This is a genomic window from Marinomonas profundimaris (assembly GCF_000508165.1).
GTDB lineage: Bacteria > Pseudomonadota > Gammaproteobacteria > Pseudomonadales > Marinomonadaceae > Marinomonas > Marinomonas profundimaris.
Window position 1 is genome coordinate 1 of record NZ_AYOZ01000003.1, and the last position, 16,529, is coordinate 16,529.

Sequence of the window (16,529 nt, forward strand, 5' to 3'; positions counted from 1 at the left end):
TTTTATAATCCAAAGCGACACCATGGATCCAATGATGGATTATCGCCACTGCAATATGAAAAGCGATATTTTACGGAGCTAGAAACTGTCTAGGAAACTGGGTCCATACCAAATCGTACTTTCAGCATTTGAACTAGTGACTTTATCTCCTAAAAAAGGAGCGTCATCAGGCCCTATCAATAATTTCACTTCAATATATGGTCAGAGTAAAATTAAACAGCTTCATTCATGACCAATTATTTAGTACTTAAAAGGCCTTGCCTCTGTACCACATTGAGGACAGACAGCAGAATTTGATTTCCATTTACAGTGACAGTTACTACAAACAAAAGTGCTGTTTTTGTAGCCGTTTGCTAATGACGTTGGAGACCTGTTCGTTCCCCAGTCTTTAGAAGGCCCTTCCTTTCGTACAGCAAGTTTTTTTTGCTTTTGTGCATTCTCACTTTGAATAAAGGCTTTCTGCTTTACTTCTTTAAATCTAGGGTGATAAACCCACCGCTTTCCTTCAATTCCATTCATTAGGAAATGTTTTAAAGCTTCTAAATATTGACCATTTTTTGTTTGCTGAAACGCTTCTCGTAATGCCTTTGCCTCAAACTCAATTACCCCTGCTTTTGACTCTTTAGGGTCAGATAGCTCAATAGGTACAGGCCTATCTTTGTAACTGACAAAAATAACGAAAGGATAACCGCTTACAGTAGCCAGAACATCAACTACAACTCCAGAGAATATTTCACCAACCCTTATATCTTGAAGGTTAATATCTTGTGTTCTAACGACATGCATAATATCTGGCAGTATGCTTTTTTTGCTTTCATCATAAATTTGAGAAGGAACTGTAAGTAAAGGGATTTTTAAGTCCAATCCTGCTTGTGAAATTTGACGTATCATCATTCTTACAGATACGTAAAAAGAAAAGTCACAAGGAACCTTAGTTGAATTATGAGATTTCTTAACTTTGTGAGCGAAATGCCATTCATTTTTTTCACCATGCCTAGCTGTCAATAAGGTTTTACATGAAGGGCAGATACAACCGCATTTATCACCATTCGGAACATTTCCAACATCAACAAATTCGCCACTTTCAATGTCTTGACCAAATGGTAATAAGTTACCCAGCCTCATAACATTACCTATCAACTAATCCTATTTCTAAAAATAATGCCAGCATGCAGCCCTACTAAGCAAATGATTTATCTCTAACCCCACAAACAATCTCACTCGCGACAACAGTACACCGATACCCTGCTTTGCTGTCGCCTCGTGCGGTGACTTTGTCGATGGACCCGTTGCCTTTCATTTCCGGTGGGAAGGTGTCGTTTAGGGTGAGGATGCCTTCTGCGACGAGTTTGGGGTTGCCTGGTAAGTCGAGTGTGACGCTGGAGCCTTGGCGTTGGCTTTTGATGAGGTCGTCTTGGCAGGCTTGTTGGGCGGTGGTTGGGTTGTCGTAGCTTTGGCGGAGTTTTTTATACGGTGCGGTGCCGACTTGTACGGTGTGTTCTTCCCCTGTGTTGTTGTTTGTCCAGTTGGCTTTGACGCCGGTGATGGCGCTGCGGCTGGGTCGGTCGAGTTGGCAGTTGATGAATTGGCCTTCGCTCGGTTTGTTCTGGCTCGGTACGCCGACGACGACGGGCGGGATGGCTTGCCCTGTGATGGTGTTGACTTGGCCCCGTTTTGCGAGGACGTACAGGTCGTTGACGGGTTTGGCGATGGCGTCCCGTTCCCGTGCGATGCGGGTTAAGAAGGCGCTGTCGGTTTCGTCGGTTTGGTCCATGTGCTCGAGGACGACGCTTTCAAACTCTTTGGCCACCCGTGGGCTGAATCCGTGGGGTGTGACGACTTGGCGGAACAGATCGGCAAGGCTGACGTTTTCGAAGGTGCGAGTGCGGCGCTCTTTAAAGCCGGTCTTGTCTTCTACCTGAAACGGCGCGGCGGTGGCGACGATCGTCACGCTGGGCGGAAACAGTTTCGGCACGATTCGGGTGATTTTGAACTGGCCTTTGTCGATGAGGTTGTCACCGTAGCCTTCTTGCCACGTGAGCACGGCGCCCTCTTTCGGCAAACCTGTTTGCCCTGTGGTGTCGATGTGCAAGGTGAGTTGGTCGCTTTGTGTGCCAGCGGCGTCGATGCGCTCCCACGAGGTCAGGCGGTTGTTAATGATGCCCTCGCCTGCTCCGCTCACGCGCACGCTTGGCAAATAGTTGGATGGATTGTTTAGTCCCATAGGTTGGTTACCGTCTCGGCTGCTTTGTCTGGCAAGGTGGGGATTTGGATCACAACGCCAGCGGGAAGCACTGGCCCGTAGGCTTCTAAGCCGGGGTTTTGTTCGAACAAGGCTTCTTCCGCTTGGTCGTCGTTGCGTTTTAGGGCGATCCACAGAATGTTAGAAATGGTGTCACCGTCGCGGCTACGGATGGTTGTCATTGGCGTACTCTTCTAGCTCTAGGGTGAAAGCGAGGACGAAGGCGGTGCCGTCGTCGATGATCTTATCTTGCTTCTCTTGCAAGCGCTTGATCGTCCATTGGCCTAAATTATTGCCGTAGCCATCGGCCAGCACCAAAGGCGCTCGCTGGTTTTGTAAGGCGCGTAAAGCGTTGAGATTCGCCATGCCATCGCCTTGAAACCACGTGCCTGTAACGGTGATGTTTTCCAACTGTTGGCCGGTGTTTTGGCTCATCGGCTTTTGACCGTATCGCGCCACCGCGACCCAACCGCCGTCGCTAGTACGCTGCAAACCCTCGTATGGCGTGCCTTCGCTCAGCGAAAACACAAAACCACCGAGCGACATCATCTGACGCATGATTACTCCTTAGATAAAAATGGAAGGACAGAAACGAAAAAGCCCATCGAAGGATGGGCTTGGGGGTATTTGGTTTGGGTTTGAGAGGTTAAGGGTGTTTTTTTCTGAGCCCAAACTCCAAACTTAACGCCTCAAGAATCGGCGCGCTTTTCAGCGTCCGACTTGCTTGACTTGTTAAGTACTCTGCGCTTATTGAAACCACTTAGCATAATTAACATTACTACCGCAAACCAAGCACCTGATGACAATAATTGATACCATCCCCACGCAAAGCCGTCTTGAAAAGTAGAAACCGTCGCTTGAACAATTGAAAGAAAAATAGGGAATACAAAAATTCCTGGCGCGGAAAACCTAAAAAAATAGTCAACAATTTCTGTGGACTTACAGCCATTTTTTATGTTCGTGTAATAATCCCATCCAACGTTACCCCAAAACACTCCGACGACTAGATAAAGTGTTTCTAAGCCAGATTCCCAGAGAAGAGGTGAATGGTTATATTCCAATATCATATTTAATTGATAATAAGTTAAGGAACATACGAACAAGTAAGACAATTCACTTCGGTAGTAAGGTAAGCGCTGGGAAAGGAATAAAGGTAATTAAGAGGGAGGGGTGCTAGAAAGACTGACCTCGCTCTCTTAGAGGGCTGTGTTGAAGTTTTCTGGATTGGAGAGTTCGACGAGTTAATAACTGTCTTCGGCCAGCTGAAAGCCCGACTCAGCGACGTGCAAACCACGCAACTGAACCTTGCTGATGCATTAGTCGAGCAAGCTTTGTAGAGTTGTAATAGTAATATAGGGACGAAAAAGAGCTTAGGTCTCTTTTTCTGTATTAACTAAGGAAAGAATGAATATTACTGGATATAGTTACCATTATGGTAAATAATGCATCAAATATTAGCGCTTATGAAGGGCTTCCGCCTGCTGAGGTTGGCAATGGAAGATCTCGAATAAGAAGTGGTCCTCTTTATGGGGTTGCCGATGTTCTTGCGCTTCTAGCTCAGGGTGACAACAAAACCAATTTGTGGACTCGTAAGTGCATACAAGATGTTGAGCGATTGGCCTTTGATGTTGCTGATGTACGTGAGCTGTTGAAACAAGCATTAACCAAAGGCGAATACATCAATTCTGAGTGGTGTGTACAAAAACCAACGGGTCCTTGGGCTGCGTGTGATAGTTACCGCCTGTTACGTGATGAGTGGAACGACAACGCTTATAAGCATCTACGCTACGAATATTATGTGAAATTTGCGATTGCTAAGACAGGGAAGTTATTGCTACTTGTCTCTTGTCATTTATCGCAGTAGGGGAGTGTTATGAAACAAAGAATGTGTCCGATTTGTGAAGCTGGGCAATTACATACTCATGCTGAATGGATTGATGTTGAGCATTTAGGTCAGCAAGACCGTATTGAAAGTCATTATTCAGAATGTGACGCTTGCGGTAGCGAGCAAGCTGGTGCAGCCGAAGCGCGTTTTAATAAGCGTGCCATGGTGTCTTTTAAAAAACAGGTACAAGGTTTATTAACGGGTAAGCAGGTACGAGATCTGCGCAAAGATTGGGGGTTGAGCCAAGACGAAGCTGCAAAAGTCTTTGGTGGTGGTCCCGTTGCTTTTTCTAAATATGAAGCCGACGATGTCATGCAATCCGATGCAATGGATAAGTTGTTACGAATGGCGGATGAATTGCCTACCGTATTGGATAAGTTAATGGCAAATTCAGGTGTTCATAGTAAGCGGGTTGTCCAGTGGGACAATGTCACCGTTGTTAACCTTGCAACTTATAGGGCTCAAGCTAAGACTGTGGTTATTACCTCCCATTCCACTGGATATGAGGCGCGTTATGGCAGCTAAAGTCAGCAAGAAATTACAGCAAGCCATCGAGACTCTTAAGATTCAGGATGTTTACTTAAAATCGACACAAGCGCAGTGCGAGGACGATTTTGATCCTAAATCAACCGATTTAGATGAGCTGCTTGTTCAGCAAATGCATACAGTACGAAAAAGTGAAGTGCTTCAAGTGAATGATGCTGAATTGCTGGTGAGAATTTATGTTCGTCTAGGTACCCGCTGGTTGTCTCCAAGCGAGAGTGAGGAGTCTAATATTAAAGCGTTTATTGAAGCGGACTTTATCGCTGAATATCAAATGGCAGAGCTATTAGAGCAAGATATTGTCGATGAATTTGCACTGAAAAATGCCAGTTTTCATGTTTGGCCGTATTGGCGTGAATTTTTAAGTGCTCAGTGTGAACGTTTGCGCTTACCCCGTGTCGTGTTACCTACCGTACAGTTTAGTAAGTAAGTTTATTGAATAAATAATAAGCCTGTCAAAGACAGTCACTATTTGATGGGCTTTTGTTTATAAGAGAATCCAATAAAAAAAGAGAAGACATTCGACTTCTCTTTTTTTGTTTCTGAAGTGTGATTTACGCAAGGTTAGAATTTAATCAGTGCTTTATCTATGTGTTTAGCTTCTGAGAAGTATTGGTAGGCTTGAGGTGCTTCGTCAAAGTCATAGGTTTTGGCGAACAGGGCTTTTAGGTCATTGGTAACTAGGGCGTTGATGCGATCAAAAAACATGACGCGGCTACCATTGACTATGTCTCTGATGGTGATATTTTTAAGGATAAACATTGTGTAGTTGGGAATCAGGGCGTTGTTTCAAAAGGATATACAAAATGTACTCTACTAAAAAAAGTGAAACTGGCGCCAGCCATGTTACGGAAATCCATAGCATGGCGGGTATTATTATTCGCCTGTTACAATAGTTTCGTATTTATCCTTAAAAACTATATTTCACTGACCTCTTCAACGCGTCCTTTTTCCGCCCAGAACATTAGACATAACGCCAGCGTTCCGGTAATCACAAAGCCACCAGAAATAGGCATCAATGTATTGTTGTACATTTGACCTATGAAGGTACCGATGGACATGGACATAATGGAAGATACTGAGCCGATAACAGCGGACGCAATGCCGGCGACGTGCCCCATTGGTTCCATTGCCAGTGCGTTGACGTTGCCAAATAGCAGGCCAAAACAAAAGAAGAGCACCGCCGCGTAAGCCATGAACATCCATAAGGTGATTGCCATAAATCCGTGTAACGCGAAGAACACAATGGAGGTGATAACAACAAGGCAAATAGCACGGAATGCGATGTATTTCGCGCCGTGTTTTTCAACGATGCGCGAGTTAATCAGCGAAGAAAAACCCAACACTAAGGCTAATAAACCAAAGTAGAAAGAAAACAAGTTGCCAGTGTTGAATTGCACCTGAAAAATTTGTTGGGAGGAATTTAGGTATCCAATAAAGCTACCAAAAAATAACCCCATACAAAGGGTATAGCTGGCCGTAATTCGATTGGTAACGACTTCTTTAAAGCCTTCATAAAACCCTTTTCGAGTAAAAGGAATACGGTTGGACTTTGGCAGGGTTTCTTTTAATCGAAATGAAATCCAAACAATAAGACAGGCTGCGTAAACAAGGTAGAGTGTGAAAATACCACGCCAGTCGGTGACCAGCATAATGGCTTGACCAAGTGTCGGTGCAATGGCCGGAACTAAGACGAAGATCATCATCACCAAGGACATAATACGAGCCATTTGAGCGCCGTGATATAAGTCTCTTACCAGTGAAATTGCAGATATGTACGGTCCAGCAACGCCGAGCCCTTGAATGAAACGACCTAGCATTAACACTTCTAAGCTATCTGCTTGGTGACATACGACAGTGCCAACAAGATATAAGGCAAAGCCGCCAAATAGAATCGGGCGGCGACCTAAAGCGTCAGACAACGGCCCGCATATAAGCTGGCCGAGTGCCAAACCTAGAAACAACATGCTAATTAATAACTGTGGTTGGTTGGCGGTAACCGCTCCTAAATCCTTGCCGATGATACCCAAAGCGGGCAGTAGCGCATCGATAGAAATAGCGGTGATCGACATGAGTAACGCGACTAAGAGGGTGAACTCTTTCGCTTCCATGCCAGACGCGGATGTGTTGTTGTGCGCATTTTCCATAATAGTATCCAAAGAAAACAGGTTGTTTTGTAGGACGGCGAATGATTCGAGCCCTATTAATAGCTGAGTATTATACTCAGGCTTTACAAAACTCAGTTTACCAATTTGTGCATGAAATGAGGAAGTGAACAGGGTGGTTTTATATTTTGGCTTTGTGATTCTCTTGCCGAGTTCGTAAGATAACCACTCAGTTAGGTCGATGTTCGGACGTTGGGAAACCGTTATGCATAACAGTGATCAAGAAAAAATTGAGTTGGAGCATCAAGCGGCCAAGCTTTTTATGCGTTGTTATGAGCGAAATACGGGCAAGCATTTTCGTCATATTTGGCACAATAATCCCATTCGTCCAGATGTATCTTGCATGCTAGAAGGGGAGTGCTTGGATCTCGAAATTGCGCATCTTTATGGCTCCGAGGAAGAAGCCATGGCGATTCTTGGGCGAAATTTGACGGAAAAAACACGGGCTACTTTGCATACTTTAAAAGACGAACCCGCGGAAGAACGGTTACTTCGATCGCTGAACCGTATTTTAGAGAATAAATCCGGTAAACATTATCAGACGAAACGTGTGTGGTTGGTGATTCGAAATACGCATCCAGCGTGGCGCCAAGAGGAGATCAAAGCGCTTGAGCATTTGATCTCCATGCCCGTACCGCATGCGTTTGAAAAAGTGTGGATTCTTGGTGATATAGAAGGAAAAAGTGGCATTGTCAGGCTTTATCCCTAGCTTTTACTTCTCTTCTGCGCATCCGTTCTGTCTTTAACGAGGCGATTGAGGCGTATCTGTTCTGCTTTGTATTTTTTAAGAACAATAAGACCAACGATTAACGCGGCGCAAAAGAAAATAATAGCGAAGGCGCCAAGTGCAACCGTGGCAAGTGAATGCATAATATTTGTGCTCAATGAAATGGGTTGTGATGATTATATAAAAAAACGGTCACGTTTAAAGCGCTGTCAGAATTTAAGCGTCATGTGCCCGTTTTATATTTTGAGAGACGAGTAGTAAATTTTAGCGTCGGTGAACACATACTCCAGCAGAGTAGGTGGCTTGAATCGCGCGATCATCGCCAATGGTCATCAGTACAAACAAACTCTCTTCAATGTTTTTAGACAAGGCTAAACGTGACTCAAGCAGCGGTGTGCCTTTTTTATCCAGAATCAAAAAATCTGCTTCGCTGCCAACGGCGAGGTTGCCAATTTTGTCTTCTAATCGAAGGGCTTTAGCGCCGCCCAGTGTCGACAAATACAAGGATTTAATTGGGTTTAAATTCTCATTTTGTAACTGGATGACTTTGTAGGCTTCGTTCATGGTTTGCAGCATAGAAAAACTGGTGCCGCCACCCACGTCTGTGCCTAATCCTACGTTTACGTTATGCTCTTCGGCTTTGCCCAGTTTGAATAAACCGCTGCCAATAAAGAGGTTAGAGGTTGGACAGAATGAAATGGCAGAGCCTGTTTCGTGTAATCTGTGGTATTCGTTGTCGCAGAGGTGAATGCCATGAGCAAAAACAGAACGCTCGCTCAGAAGCTTGTGTTGATCGTAAACGTCTAAGTAATTGGTGCTGTTTGGGAAAAGGTCTTGCACCCACGCACACTCGTCTTTGTTTTCAGACAAATGTGTGTGCAAGTATACGTCATCGTATTCGCTGAGTAATTTACCTGCTAGCTGTAGCTGTTCATCTGAACTGGTTGGTGCGAAACGAGGGGTAATTGCGTAATGTAATCGACCTTTATTGTGCCATATTTCAATAAGCTCTTTGCTTTCTTGGTAGCTGCTTTCTGGCGTGTCGGTTAGGTAATCTGGCGCGTTGCGATCCATCATCACTTTGCCGCAAATCATTCGAAGGTTGTGTACTTCACTGGCTTCAAAAAAGGCATCAACCGACACTTTATGAACCGTGCCAAACACTAAGGCGGTGGTGGTGCCATTACGCAGCAGCTCTTTTAAAAATCGATCGGCGACGTCACGGGCGTGCGCTTTGTCGCTGAATTTACGTTCTTCAGGAAAAGTGTATGTGTTGAGCCATGTCAGCAACTGTTCACCATAGGAGCCAATCATGTCGGTTTGCGGATAATGAATGTGTGTATCAATAAAGCCCGGGGTGATAATGGCGTCAGGATGATGTTCGATGACGAGATCATTTGGTAGGCTGGCAAGCAGTGTTTTCGCATCGCCAAGGGCATGGATCTTATCGCCATCAATGACTAATACGCCATCGTCAAAGTACTCATAAGCGGCATCGACGCCCACGTCTTTCGGGTCTGCGATACAGTGAACAATGGCAGCACGCCAAGCTTTCAAATGGCTCATTATGTTTCTCTTAGGTGTTTTTCTTAAAGGGTAAAATGACTCGATATTTGACCGAATGGTTATACTTTATCAGGTCTTTTTCGAGCTTTCATTAAACCTTGTCGTTCGATTTAAGAAACTTGTCGTTTGATTTTATAAAATAGACAGTTAGCAGTCGGCCAGCGACGATGAGCACAACACCCAGTGTGTCAGCGTAGAAATCGAGCCATTCACCGTATCGGTTCACGCTGGGCTGAATTAATTCAATCATACCGCCCCAAAAAGCGATAAATAAGGCCATACAAAGGAAGCGTTTCACTGGGCCAAATGCGCAGAGTAACGCCCATCCGCCGAAACCAAACACATGGTGAAGTTTATCGGATCCGGGCGTTGGCGGGAGAAAGTCGGCAGGTGTGAGCGTCGCCAAACTAATGATGATGGCGCCCAATACAAAACCGACAGCTTGTGCTGTCGGAGTTTGGTAAAAGCTTAAAAGGCGTTTACGAGGCATTAGCGAAGGATGCGAGCTCGAATGTTGCGGCCTTTTATTTTTTTGTTCTCAAATTCTTTGACAACATTTTTAGCCGCCGCGTTATCGATGGAAACATACGCGTGGAAATCGAAAATATCAATCTTGCCGACTTGAGACTTATCCAAACCTAAGCCCGCTGTGAGCGCACCCAGTATGTCGCCTGGACGAAGTTTGTTTTTGCGTCCAGCATCAAAAGAGATGGTGGTTTTGAGTGGTACCAAACGATAGTGTGGGTCGATTGCTTCAAGTTCAACGAAGTTCGCCGTCATGCTAAAGCGGGTCTCGATATCACGGATTTTGTAATCGTCTTTTGAGGTCACAAGGTTAACGGCAATACCCGCAGCGCCCGCACGGCCAGTCCGACCAATTCGGTGCGTGTGCACATCAATATCACGCGTTGTGTCGTAGTTCACAACAAGGTCAATCTCTTTTACGTCGATACCGCGAGCCGCCACATCGGTGGCTACAAGAACACAGCTACTTTGGTTGCTAAAACGCACCAATACTTGATCACGTTGTCGTTGTTCTAAATCGCCATGAATAGCTTGCGCTGCGACTTTGTGTTCCGCTAACCAATCGGCAACGACCTGGCATTCGGCTTTGGTGTTACAGAAAACAATGGCTTGGCGAGGTTCAAAATGCTGCAATGTCGCGAGCAATGTTTCGCATTTGTCTTTGTTTTCACTGCGCACAAAAAACTGCTCAATGTTTGGCTTCAAATCTTCTTGCGCTTCAACCTTGATGCTAACGGGTTGGTTTTGAAACTCGGTACTGATCGCTTCAATGCCGTCGCCATAAGTAGCGGAAAAAAGCAGCGTCTGGCGATTGCTTGGTGTTAGTTCAACGACTTCACGAATGCTGTCGACGAAGCCCATGTCCAACATACGATCAGCTTCATCTAATACCAATGTATTTAGCGCATTGAGTTTAAGCGTGCCTTTGCGTAAGTGTTCCATTAAACGACCAGGAGTTCCGACAACAATATGAGCACCGTGTTCTAGTGAACCAATTTGTGGGCCAAATGGCATACCGCCACATAAACTCAGTACTTTGATGTTGTCTTGGTAGCGCGCTACTTTGCGAATCTCTTTCGATACTTGGTCTGCAAGCTCGCGTGTTGGGCACATAACCAATGCCTGAACACCAAAAAAACGTGGGTTGATTTTGAGTAAAAGGGCGATAGCAAATGCTAAGGTTTTACCGCTGCCTGTTTGTGCCTGAGCAAGGATGTCCTTACCTTCAATCATTGGTGGCAAACTTTGCTCTTGAATAGGGGTAAACGTTGTAAATCCCATGTCCGAGAGTAAAGTTGTCAGTTTGGTTGGAAGAAGGTTGGTTAAAGCGTGGTTAAATTGGGTCACAAAAGGCCTGTTTAAATAGAGTAAATAATAGGCGGAGGATATCAGAAAAACGGCATAAATACTGTTCTTAACCATTTATTCCGTGTCGGTTTCACGATTTTTAGGTAGAGTAGCAAATAGATGCGAATAAAGTGGTGTATGGAAACACTTTATTATTTGGAAAAAATCGACGGGTAAACAATGATTCCTTTAAAAAGCCGTATAAAAAGTAACAAAGCTCACTACATTGTTTTTTGTATTGTTTTTTTCTTCGGGATTGCGACAAGCCTTGCTCTTTATTTTGAAGAAGAGCATCGGATTTTATCAAAACGGGTCGTATTGGGTGCTCTGTTTACCGAAAAACTTCAAGATGGGTTGAAACAATACGCGGCGGAGCAGGCTTCCGTTGTGGCGCTTATTCAAACGAGTGAATGGGATGTGTCCCCCGGTCGTTTTTCTCGATTTGTCCAAAGCTTTAATGGTTCTCCCGGCGTCAATTTCTATTTTGCACAATACGTGCCGGGCCATCAGAAACGCGAATTCGAAACGCGTCAATATGCTTCTATGAATGACACGGGCTTTCGCATTTCTCCTGAAGGCGAGAGACACGAATACTTGCCGATCACCTTGAGATTTCCCGATAAAATAACGTATGGATACGACTTGTTATCGGCCGAATACCTTAATCATGACTCTATCAGCTCTGCTCGAAACTCTCTGGGATTAACCTTATCCAACCCCATAAGTATTCCGTCTTTTGATGGAGAACAAAGTAGCAAAGTGAATACGTTTGTTCTACGGACGCCGATTTTTTTACCTGTTGATATTCGTTCTGAGCAGATGGCAGACAGTGTGGGTTTTCACGGTATTGTTGGCGCGTATTTTACAGTAGACAGTTTGTTGAAGACGGTTGGGCCGTCTGAAAGCCGTGATTTATTTTATCGCATGGCGGATATTGCAACGAAGAAATCCCCTGTGTGGTTTTCCGATTCTGCGGATACTAAGGTGTGGGAAAAAGAGCATTACAACACCCAATATATTCTCTTTGCTGGGCGCGAGTGGCGGATAGATACATCCCCTACACAGAGCATAATGGCGCAGATAAACTGGTGGGTAGTAATGGCGCCCTTGTTTATTTTTTGTTTGTTGGCGTTAGTTTTATCGCTTTACACGCGAAAATTGTCGTCAACCTATTACTCCGCACTCAGCTTGGTTAAAAAACGTCTTGAAGTGGATGAACTAACTGGATTGTTGAGTCGCTATCAAATCCAAAAAGAGTTAAATGATCAGATTCTTCTTTGTGAAAAAGAAGGCAAGCAATTAGCGACACTGGTGTTGGACTTAGACCATTTCAAAACCATTAATGATGCGTTTGGGCATGAATTAGGCGATAAATTATTGACTAAGGTCTCTAAGCGATTAGTGTCTGTTTTGCCTGAAAAGGCCATTGTCGGTCATTTGGGTGGCGATGCCTTTCTTGTTTTATTGGTTCTTGATGACAGTCAAGATCAGACGCCGCTGGACGCATTGGCAAAAGATGTCATACAAAAACTCAGTCAGAGCTATTTCGTCGACGGATTGACGCTAGACATTGGCTGTTCAATCGGTGTGGCGCTGTACCCAGAGTTTGGTTTGGATGGTGTAACCCTGATCAAAAATGCTGACATGGCCGTGTATCAGGCAAAAACATCTGGACGAGCCACTTACCACTTTTACGATGGTGAAATGGGGCGTCGATTTGCCCGTAATGTGAGGATCGAAACGCGTCTTCGACAAGCTATATCGAAAGAAAATCTAGAACTTCATTTTCAACCGAAAGTGGATCTTGTTACAGAACGTTGTGTTGGTATGGAAGCATTGTTGCGTTGGAATGACGAAGAGCTTGGGTCCGTTTCACCTGCCGAGTTTGTTCCTATCGCAGAGCAAACCGGCATTATAATCCCCTTGGGTGATTGGGTGTTTGAACAAGCGTTTAAGCATATTTTGGAATGGCAAGAGCTGGGTATTATCGTGCCACCCATCGCGGTCAACTGTTCGGCTGCACAGCTTAAGCGAGTCGACTTTTTACCAAAACTATTGGCTTTGTTGGACAAGTATAAAATCGACCCCAGCCTTTTAGAAATCGAAGTGACGGAATCCATTTTGATTGAAGATGCAGTAGGCTGTGCAGAGCTATTGCGTCAGATTAGTCGTCTTGGAATGAAGTTGGCCATTGATGACTTTGGCACTGGGTATTCGAGCTTAAGTTATCTGAAAGATTTGCCATTTCATTACGTCAAAATAGACCAAGTTTTTATTCGTAATATTATCGAAGACACAAAGCATGAAGCTTTAACCCACGCGATTATTAGTATGAGCCATGATTTGGGCCTTAAAGTCATTGCGGAAGGGATTACCAATGCAGATCAGCTGCAGATGCTAAAAGCGTTTGGTTGTGACATTGGCCAAGGTTATTTGTTCAGCAAAGCCCTTGGCGCAAACACCATGAGTCGTGACCCAATGATTGTGGCGCTAAATGAACAGGGCCTTGAGTAGCGGGCAAAGCAGTAACCGGAAAAGCGGCGCGATTTAGAGTGGGCCGCTTCGTGCAATTTTTTCTTTAAGCGCTTCCCAAAATTGAGTGAGATTTGGGTTTTGATTAAATTTAGAGCGATATAGGCGTATCTCTAATGGAATATGCCAGTTTTCTTCTCCTGCCAACGCCACTTTCCCATAGTTCAACGTGTCTAGCATTAGTCGCTTTGGAATCCAACCAATACCGTACCCTTCTTTCACCATGGCTTTTATGCTGACTGAATGATAGTTCTCTGAGAGCGTTTGCAGCTGCGGAATGTCTCTTTGTCTTTGCAGGTGATGATGGATCACTGGTTGCAAAAATGAATTTTCATAATAACCAATATAAGGCAATGGTTTGCGTTTGGCGCCGGGTAGGGTGAATTTTGGTTCACCATCTGTGTCCGTTGCACTACACGGAATAAGTGTTTCTTCCGCGATAACGATGTACTCGTATTGCTCGTCATCCAATGATCGAATGAAGTTAATGGCAGGGTGCCAATAGCAGAGCATGATGTCGCATTGCTGCTCCATTAATGAATTGACGAAATCAATGCCAAGCCAAGAGCTGGACTTCATGTTGATGTCCAAATCCATGTCAATGTCTTGGCAAAAAGGTTCGATCACTTCTTTATAGAAACTAAGGAACAGTGTTTGAGTGGTGACGAAGCGTATTTGAGACTCTTCTTGCTTTCGGATTTCTTGGCAGCGTTCTTTTGTGTCTCTGAGTTGTCTTGTGATCAACTCGGCACTTTGTAAAAACACTTCCCCTGCGGGCGTCAATGATAACGGCAAGGTGTTGCGGTCGATCAAGGTGACGCGCATTTCTTCTTCGAGCAACTTAATGCGTCGACTAAAGGTCGGTTGCGTGACGTTTTGTTCGTCAGCCGCGCGCGAGAAGTGACGTGTTTTCGCAAGCGCAATAAAGTCTTCAAGCCATCTTATTTCCATGAGACCTCCTGCTTAACAGAAGTCATAAGTAAGAGCATCATAGTCGACCCTCTTCAATGGCGTGGCAGGCGACGCTGCTGCCGTCACTTTGTAGTGTCATTTCGGGCGACACATCATAACAGCGCTGATTGGCGTATGGGCAACGGGCTTGAAACACACAGCCAATGGGTTTTTCTGTGGGCGTTGGCACTTCACCAATTAATCGAATAGGTTGAGCGGTGTTACTGTCTAATCGCGGAATGGCCGATAGCAAGGCTTGAGTATACGGGTGTTTGGGTGAGTTAAATAACGTATTTGTCGGAGCTAATTCACAAATGCGACCCAAATACATGACGGCGACTCTGGTGGCAAAATGCTCCACAACGGCCAGATCATGAGTGATAAAAAGGTAACTAAGATTGCGCTCTTCTTGTTTGTCCATCATCAAGTTGAGGACTTGAGCTTGCACAGAAACGTCCAATGCCGACAGCGGTTCGTCCGCCACTATAAAGTCCGGTTCCACCGATAACGCACGAGCTAAGCTAATACGTTGACGTTGGCCGCCAGAAAATTCATGGGGATAACGGTCCGAGCTGGACGCTGAAATGCCGACAGATTCGAGCAGCTCGTCAATTTGCTCATCCACTTGGGCGCGAGACAGCTGTGGATTATGAAACGAAATGGGTTCGCTAAGCGTTTGGTACACGGTCATTCTGGGGTTCAAGGACGCGTAAGGGTTTTGAAAAACCATTTGCATACGACGACGGAAGAACATGCGTTGGCGATTGTTTAATTGATCGATACGCTGATCAAGATAGTGGATTTCGCCTGCGGTCGGCGTGGTTAACCCCATAATGGCTCGCGCCAGTGTTGATTTTCCGCAGCCGGTTTCCCCAACAACGCACAAGGTTTCACCTTGGTTAATTGTCAGGTTTACACCATTTAGTGCGTGTACGCTGTCTTTTTGTCTGGTGAGCTTGCCTTGATGGAAGCGCCATTGGCCGAGCCAGCCCTCATTAGAGGTGAAGGACTTTTCTAGGCCACTAATTTGAATGAGAGGTCGAGTCATTCATTGACCTCCTTATCTTGTTCGGCAAACTCATTAAGCATGTCTTCTACTAGAAAGCAGGCCACGCTGGAGACGCCGCTGTAAATAAAGCTGGGTTGCTCTTGTCTGCATCGTTCTGTGGCGTAGGGACAACGAGGGTGAAAAGCGCATCCCGAAGGTCTTTCTGCCAAAGAGGGCATGCTACCTTGAATTTGGTTTAATCGTTGGCCTGGCAGCGTCATTTGCGGCAAGGCATTGAGTAAGCCTTGCGTATAAGGGTGCTGTGGGTCGTTGATGATCTCAAGCGTTGGGCCTTCTTCTACCACGCGTCCGGCGTACATTACGATGGTTCGCTCGGCGACTTTAGATACGACGCCGAGATCGTGGCTAATTAACACCAGTGCAACGCCATTATCGCGACAAATAGCCAGCAGTAATTGCAAAATTTCAGCTTGAATCGTAACGTCCAACGCCGTGGTTGGTTCATCCGCAATAATAATGTCAGGGTTAAGCAGTAACACGGAGGCAATGATGACCCGTTGCCTCATGCCACCAGACAGTTCATGTGGGTATTGGTCAAAACGTTTTTCAGGGGACGCAATCTGAACGTTGTGAAGTTTTTCGATGGCAATATTTCGCGCATCTTTATACGATATTTTGGTATGACTACGGATGGTTTCGACCAACTGATCGCCAATAGTCAGCACGGGGTTGAGCGTCATCATCGGATCTTGGAAGATCATCGCGATGCGTTTGCCACGGATTTCTTGCAACTGTCGCAGATTCATTTGGGTGATGTCTTTGTTTTCCAGTTTGATCGAGCCAGATGCAATGTAGCCAGGTTTGCCAATTAGGTTGACGATGGAGAAGCCTAATACGGATTTTCCTGCGCCAGACTCGCCCACAATGGCAATTCTTTCGCCGCGGTTTAGGGTGAAACTGACATCAATCAGGGCCGCGAGCTCTTGTTCTTTCATATGAAAGTTGACGTTTAGATTACTGACGCTTAATAAATTCAT

Annotated in this window: 18 protein-coding genes; 5 read left to right on the forward strand and 13 right to left on the reverse strand. The window is 45.2% G+C overall.

Annotated features, from left to right (window positions below; translation table 11 throughout):
- Positions 1-240: 240 nt before the first annotated feature.
- Genes D104_RS0118645 through D104_RS21965 form a run of 4 tightly spaced genes read right to left on the reverse strand, consistent with a single transcriptional unit; the run spans position 241 to position 2,800 of the window.
- The gene (locus tag D104_RS0118645) at positions 241-1,125 is read right to left on the reverse strand and encodes a hypothetical protein (RefSeq protein WP_024022798.1); all 885 of its coding nucleotides are present in this window, start codon (positions 1,123-1,125) and stop codon (positions 241-243) included.
- A 55-nt stretch (positions 1,126-1,180) separates the two neighbouring features.
- Positions 1,181-2,224, reverse strand: coding sequence for a contractile injection system protein, VgrG/Pvc8 family (locus tag D104_RS21955; RefSeq protein WP_024022799.1), 1,044 nt, complete (start codon positions 2,222-2,224; stop codon positions 1,181-1,183).
- Complete coding sequence (locus D104_RS21960; protein WP_024022800.1) at positions 2,215-2,424, reverse strand: tail protein X; 210 nt, start codon at positions 2,422-2,424, stop codon at positions 2,215-2,217. The genes D104_RS21955 and D104_RS21960 overlap by 10 nt, the downstream gene beginning before the upstream one ends.
- Positions 2,408-2,800, reverse strand: a complete 393-nt coding sequence (locus D104_RS21965; protein WP_024022801.1) for a phage tail protein — start codon at positions 2,798-2,800, stop codon at positions 2,408-2,410. Before D104_RS21965 ends, D104_RS21960 begins: the two co-directional genes overlap by 17 nt.
- Before the next feature lie 874 nt (positions 2,801-3,674).
- Here D104_RS21965 and D104_RS21975 point away from each other — a divergent pair.
- The 3 genes from D104_RS21975 to D104_RS21985 are packed head-to-tail and all read left to right on the forward strand — an operon-like array spanning position 3,675 to position 5,100.
- Entirely contained in the window at positions 3,675-4,106 is a 432-nt protein-coding gene (locus D104_RS21975) for a hypothetical protein (RefSeq protein WP_024022803.1), read from the forward strand.
- 9 nt (positions 4,107-4,115) lie between these two features.
- Positions 4,116-4,652, forward strand: a complete 537-nt coding sequence (locus tag D104_RS21980; protein ID WP_024022804.1) for a type II toxin-antitoxin system MqsA family antitoxin — start codon at positions 4,116-4,118, stop codon at positions 4,650-4,652.
- A complete protein-coding gene (locus tag D104_RS21985; RefSeq protein WP_024022805.1) occupies positions 4,642-5,100 on the forward strand; it encodes a hypothetical protein in 459 nt (152 codons plus the stop codon). Before D104_RS21980 ends, D104_RS21985 begins: the two co-directional genes overlap by 11 nt.
- A gap of 134 nt (positions 5,101-5,234) precedes the next feature.
- On the opposite strand, the gene D104_RS37365 is transcribed toward D104_RS21985, so the two are convergent.
- Both D104_RS37365 and D104_RS21990 read right to left on the reverse strand, forming a co-directional pair.
- On the reverse strand, positions 5,235-5,378 hold the full coding sequence (locus tag D104_RS37365; protein ID WP_024022806.1) for a hypothetical protein: 144 nt from the start codon (positions 5,376-5,378) through the stop codon (positions 5,235-5,237).
- A gap of 209 nt (positions 5,379-5,587) precedes the next feature.
- Positions 5,588-6,817, reverse strand: coding sequence for a multidrug effflux MFS transporter (locus D104_RS21990; protein ID WP_024022808.1), 1,230 nt, complete (start codon positions 6,815-6,817; stop codon positions 5,588-5,590).
- Between the two features lie 223 nt (positions 6,818-7,040).
- Between D104_RS21990 and D104_RS21995 the strand changes: the two genes are divergently transcribed.
- Positions 7,041-7,544, forward strand: coding sequence for a hypothetical protein (locus D104_RS21995; protein WP_024022809.1), 504 nt, complete (start codon positions 7,041-7,043; stop codon positions 7,542-7,544).
- Here D104_RS21995 and D104_RS37370 read toward each other — a convergent pair.
- The 4 genes from D104_RS37370 to dbpA all read right to left on the reverse strand — a co-directional run bounded on the left by D104_RS37370 (position 7,541) and on the right by dbpA (position 11,000).
- A complete protein-coding gene (locus tag D104_RS37370; protein ID WP_024022810.1) occupies positions 7,541-7,705 on the reverse strand; it encodes a hypothetical protein in 165 nt (54 codons plus the stop codon). The two genes, D104_RS21995 and D104_RS37370, sit on opposite strands and share 4 nt — an antisense overlap.
- 121 nt (positions 7,706-7,826) lie before the next feature.
- Entirely contained in the window at positions 7,827-9,128 is a 1,302-nt protein-coding gene (guaD, locus tag D104_RS22000) for a guanine deaminase (protein WP_024022811.1), read from the reverse strand.
- A gap of 91 nt (positions 9,129-9,219) precedes the next feature.
- Positions 9,220-9,618, reverse strand: a complete 399-nt coding sequence (locus tag D104_RS22005) for a VanZ family protein (protein ID WP_024022812.1) — start codon at positions 9,616-9,618, stop codon at positions 9,220-9,222.
- Positions 9,618-11,000, reverse strand: a complete 1,383-nt coding sequence (gene dbpA, locus D104_RS22010; RefSeq protein ID WP_031214454.1) for an ATP-dependent RNA helicase DbpA — start codon at positions 10,998-11,000, stop codon at positions 9,618-9,620. The genes D104_RS22005 and dbpA overlap by 1 nt, the downstream gene beginning before the upstream one ends.
- Positions 11,001-11,180: 180 nt before the next feature.
- On the opposite strand from dbpA, the gene D104_RS36955 reads away from it, so the two are divergent.
- Entirely contained in the window at positions 11,181-13,514 is a 2,334-nt protein-coding gene (locus D104_RS36955; RefSeq protein WP_024022814.1) for a bifunctional diguanylate cyclase/phosphodiesterase, read from the forward strand.
- A gap of 33 nt (positions 13,515-13,547) precedes the next feature.
- Here the strand turns inward: D104_RS36955 and D104_RS22020 are convergent, their stop codons facing one another.
- The 3 genes from D104_RS22020 to D104_RS22030 are packed head-to-tail and all read right to left on the reverse strand — an operon-like array spanning position 13,548 to position 16,529.
- On the reverse strand, positions 13,548-14,483 hold the full coding sequence (locus tag D104_RS22020) for a LysR family transcriptional regulator (RefSeq protein ID WP_024022815.1): 936 nt from the start codon (positions 14,481-14,483) through the stop codon (positions 13,548-13,550).
- 37 nt (positions 14,484-14,520) lie between these two features.
- A complete protein-coding gene (locus D104_RS22025; RefSeq protein ID WP_024022816.1) occupies positions 14,521-15,531 on the reverse strand; it encodes an ABC transporter ATP-binding protein in 1,011 nt (336 codons plus the stop codon).
- On the reverse strand, positions 15,528-16,529 hold the full coding sequence (locus D104_RS22030; RefSeq protein ID WP_024022817.1) for an ABC transporter ATP-binding protein: 1,002 nt from the start codon (positions 16,527-16,529) through the stop codon (positions 15,528-15,530). Before D104_RS22030 ends, D104_RS22025 begins: the two co-directional genes overlap by 4 nt.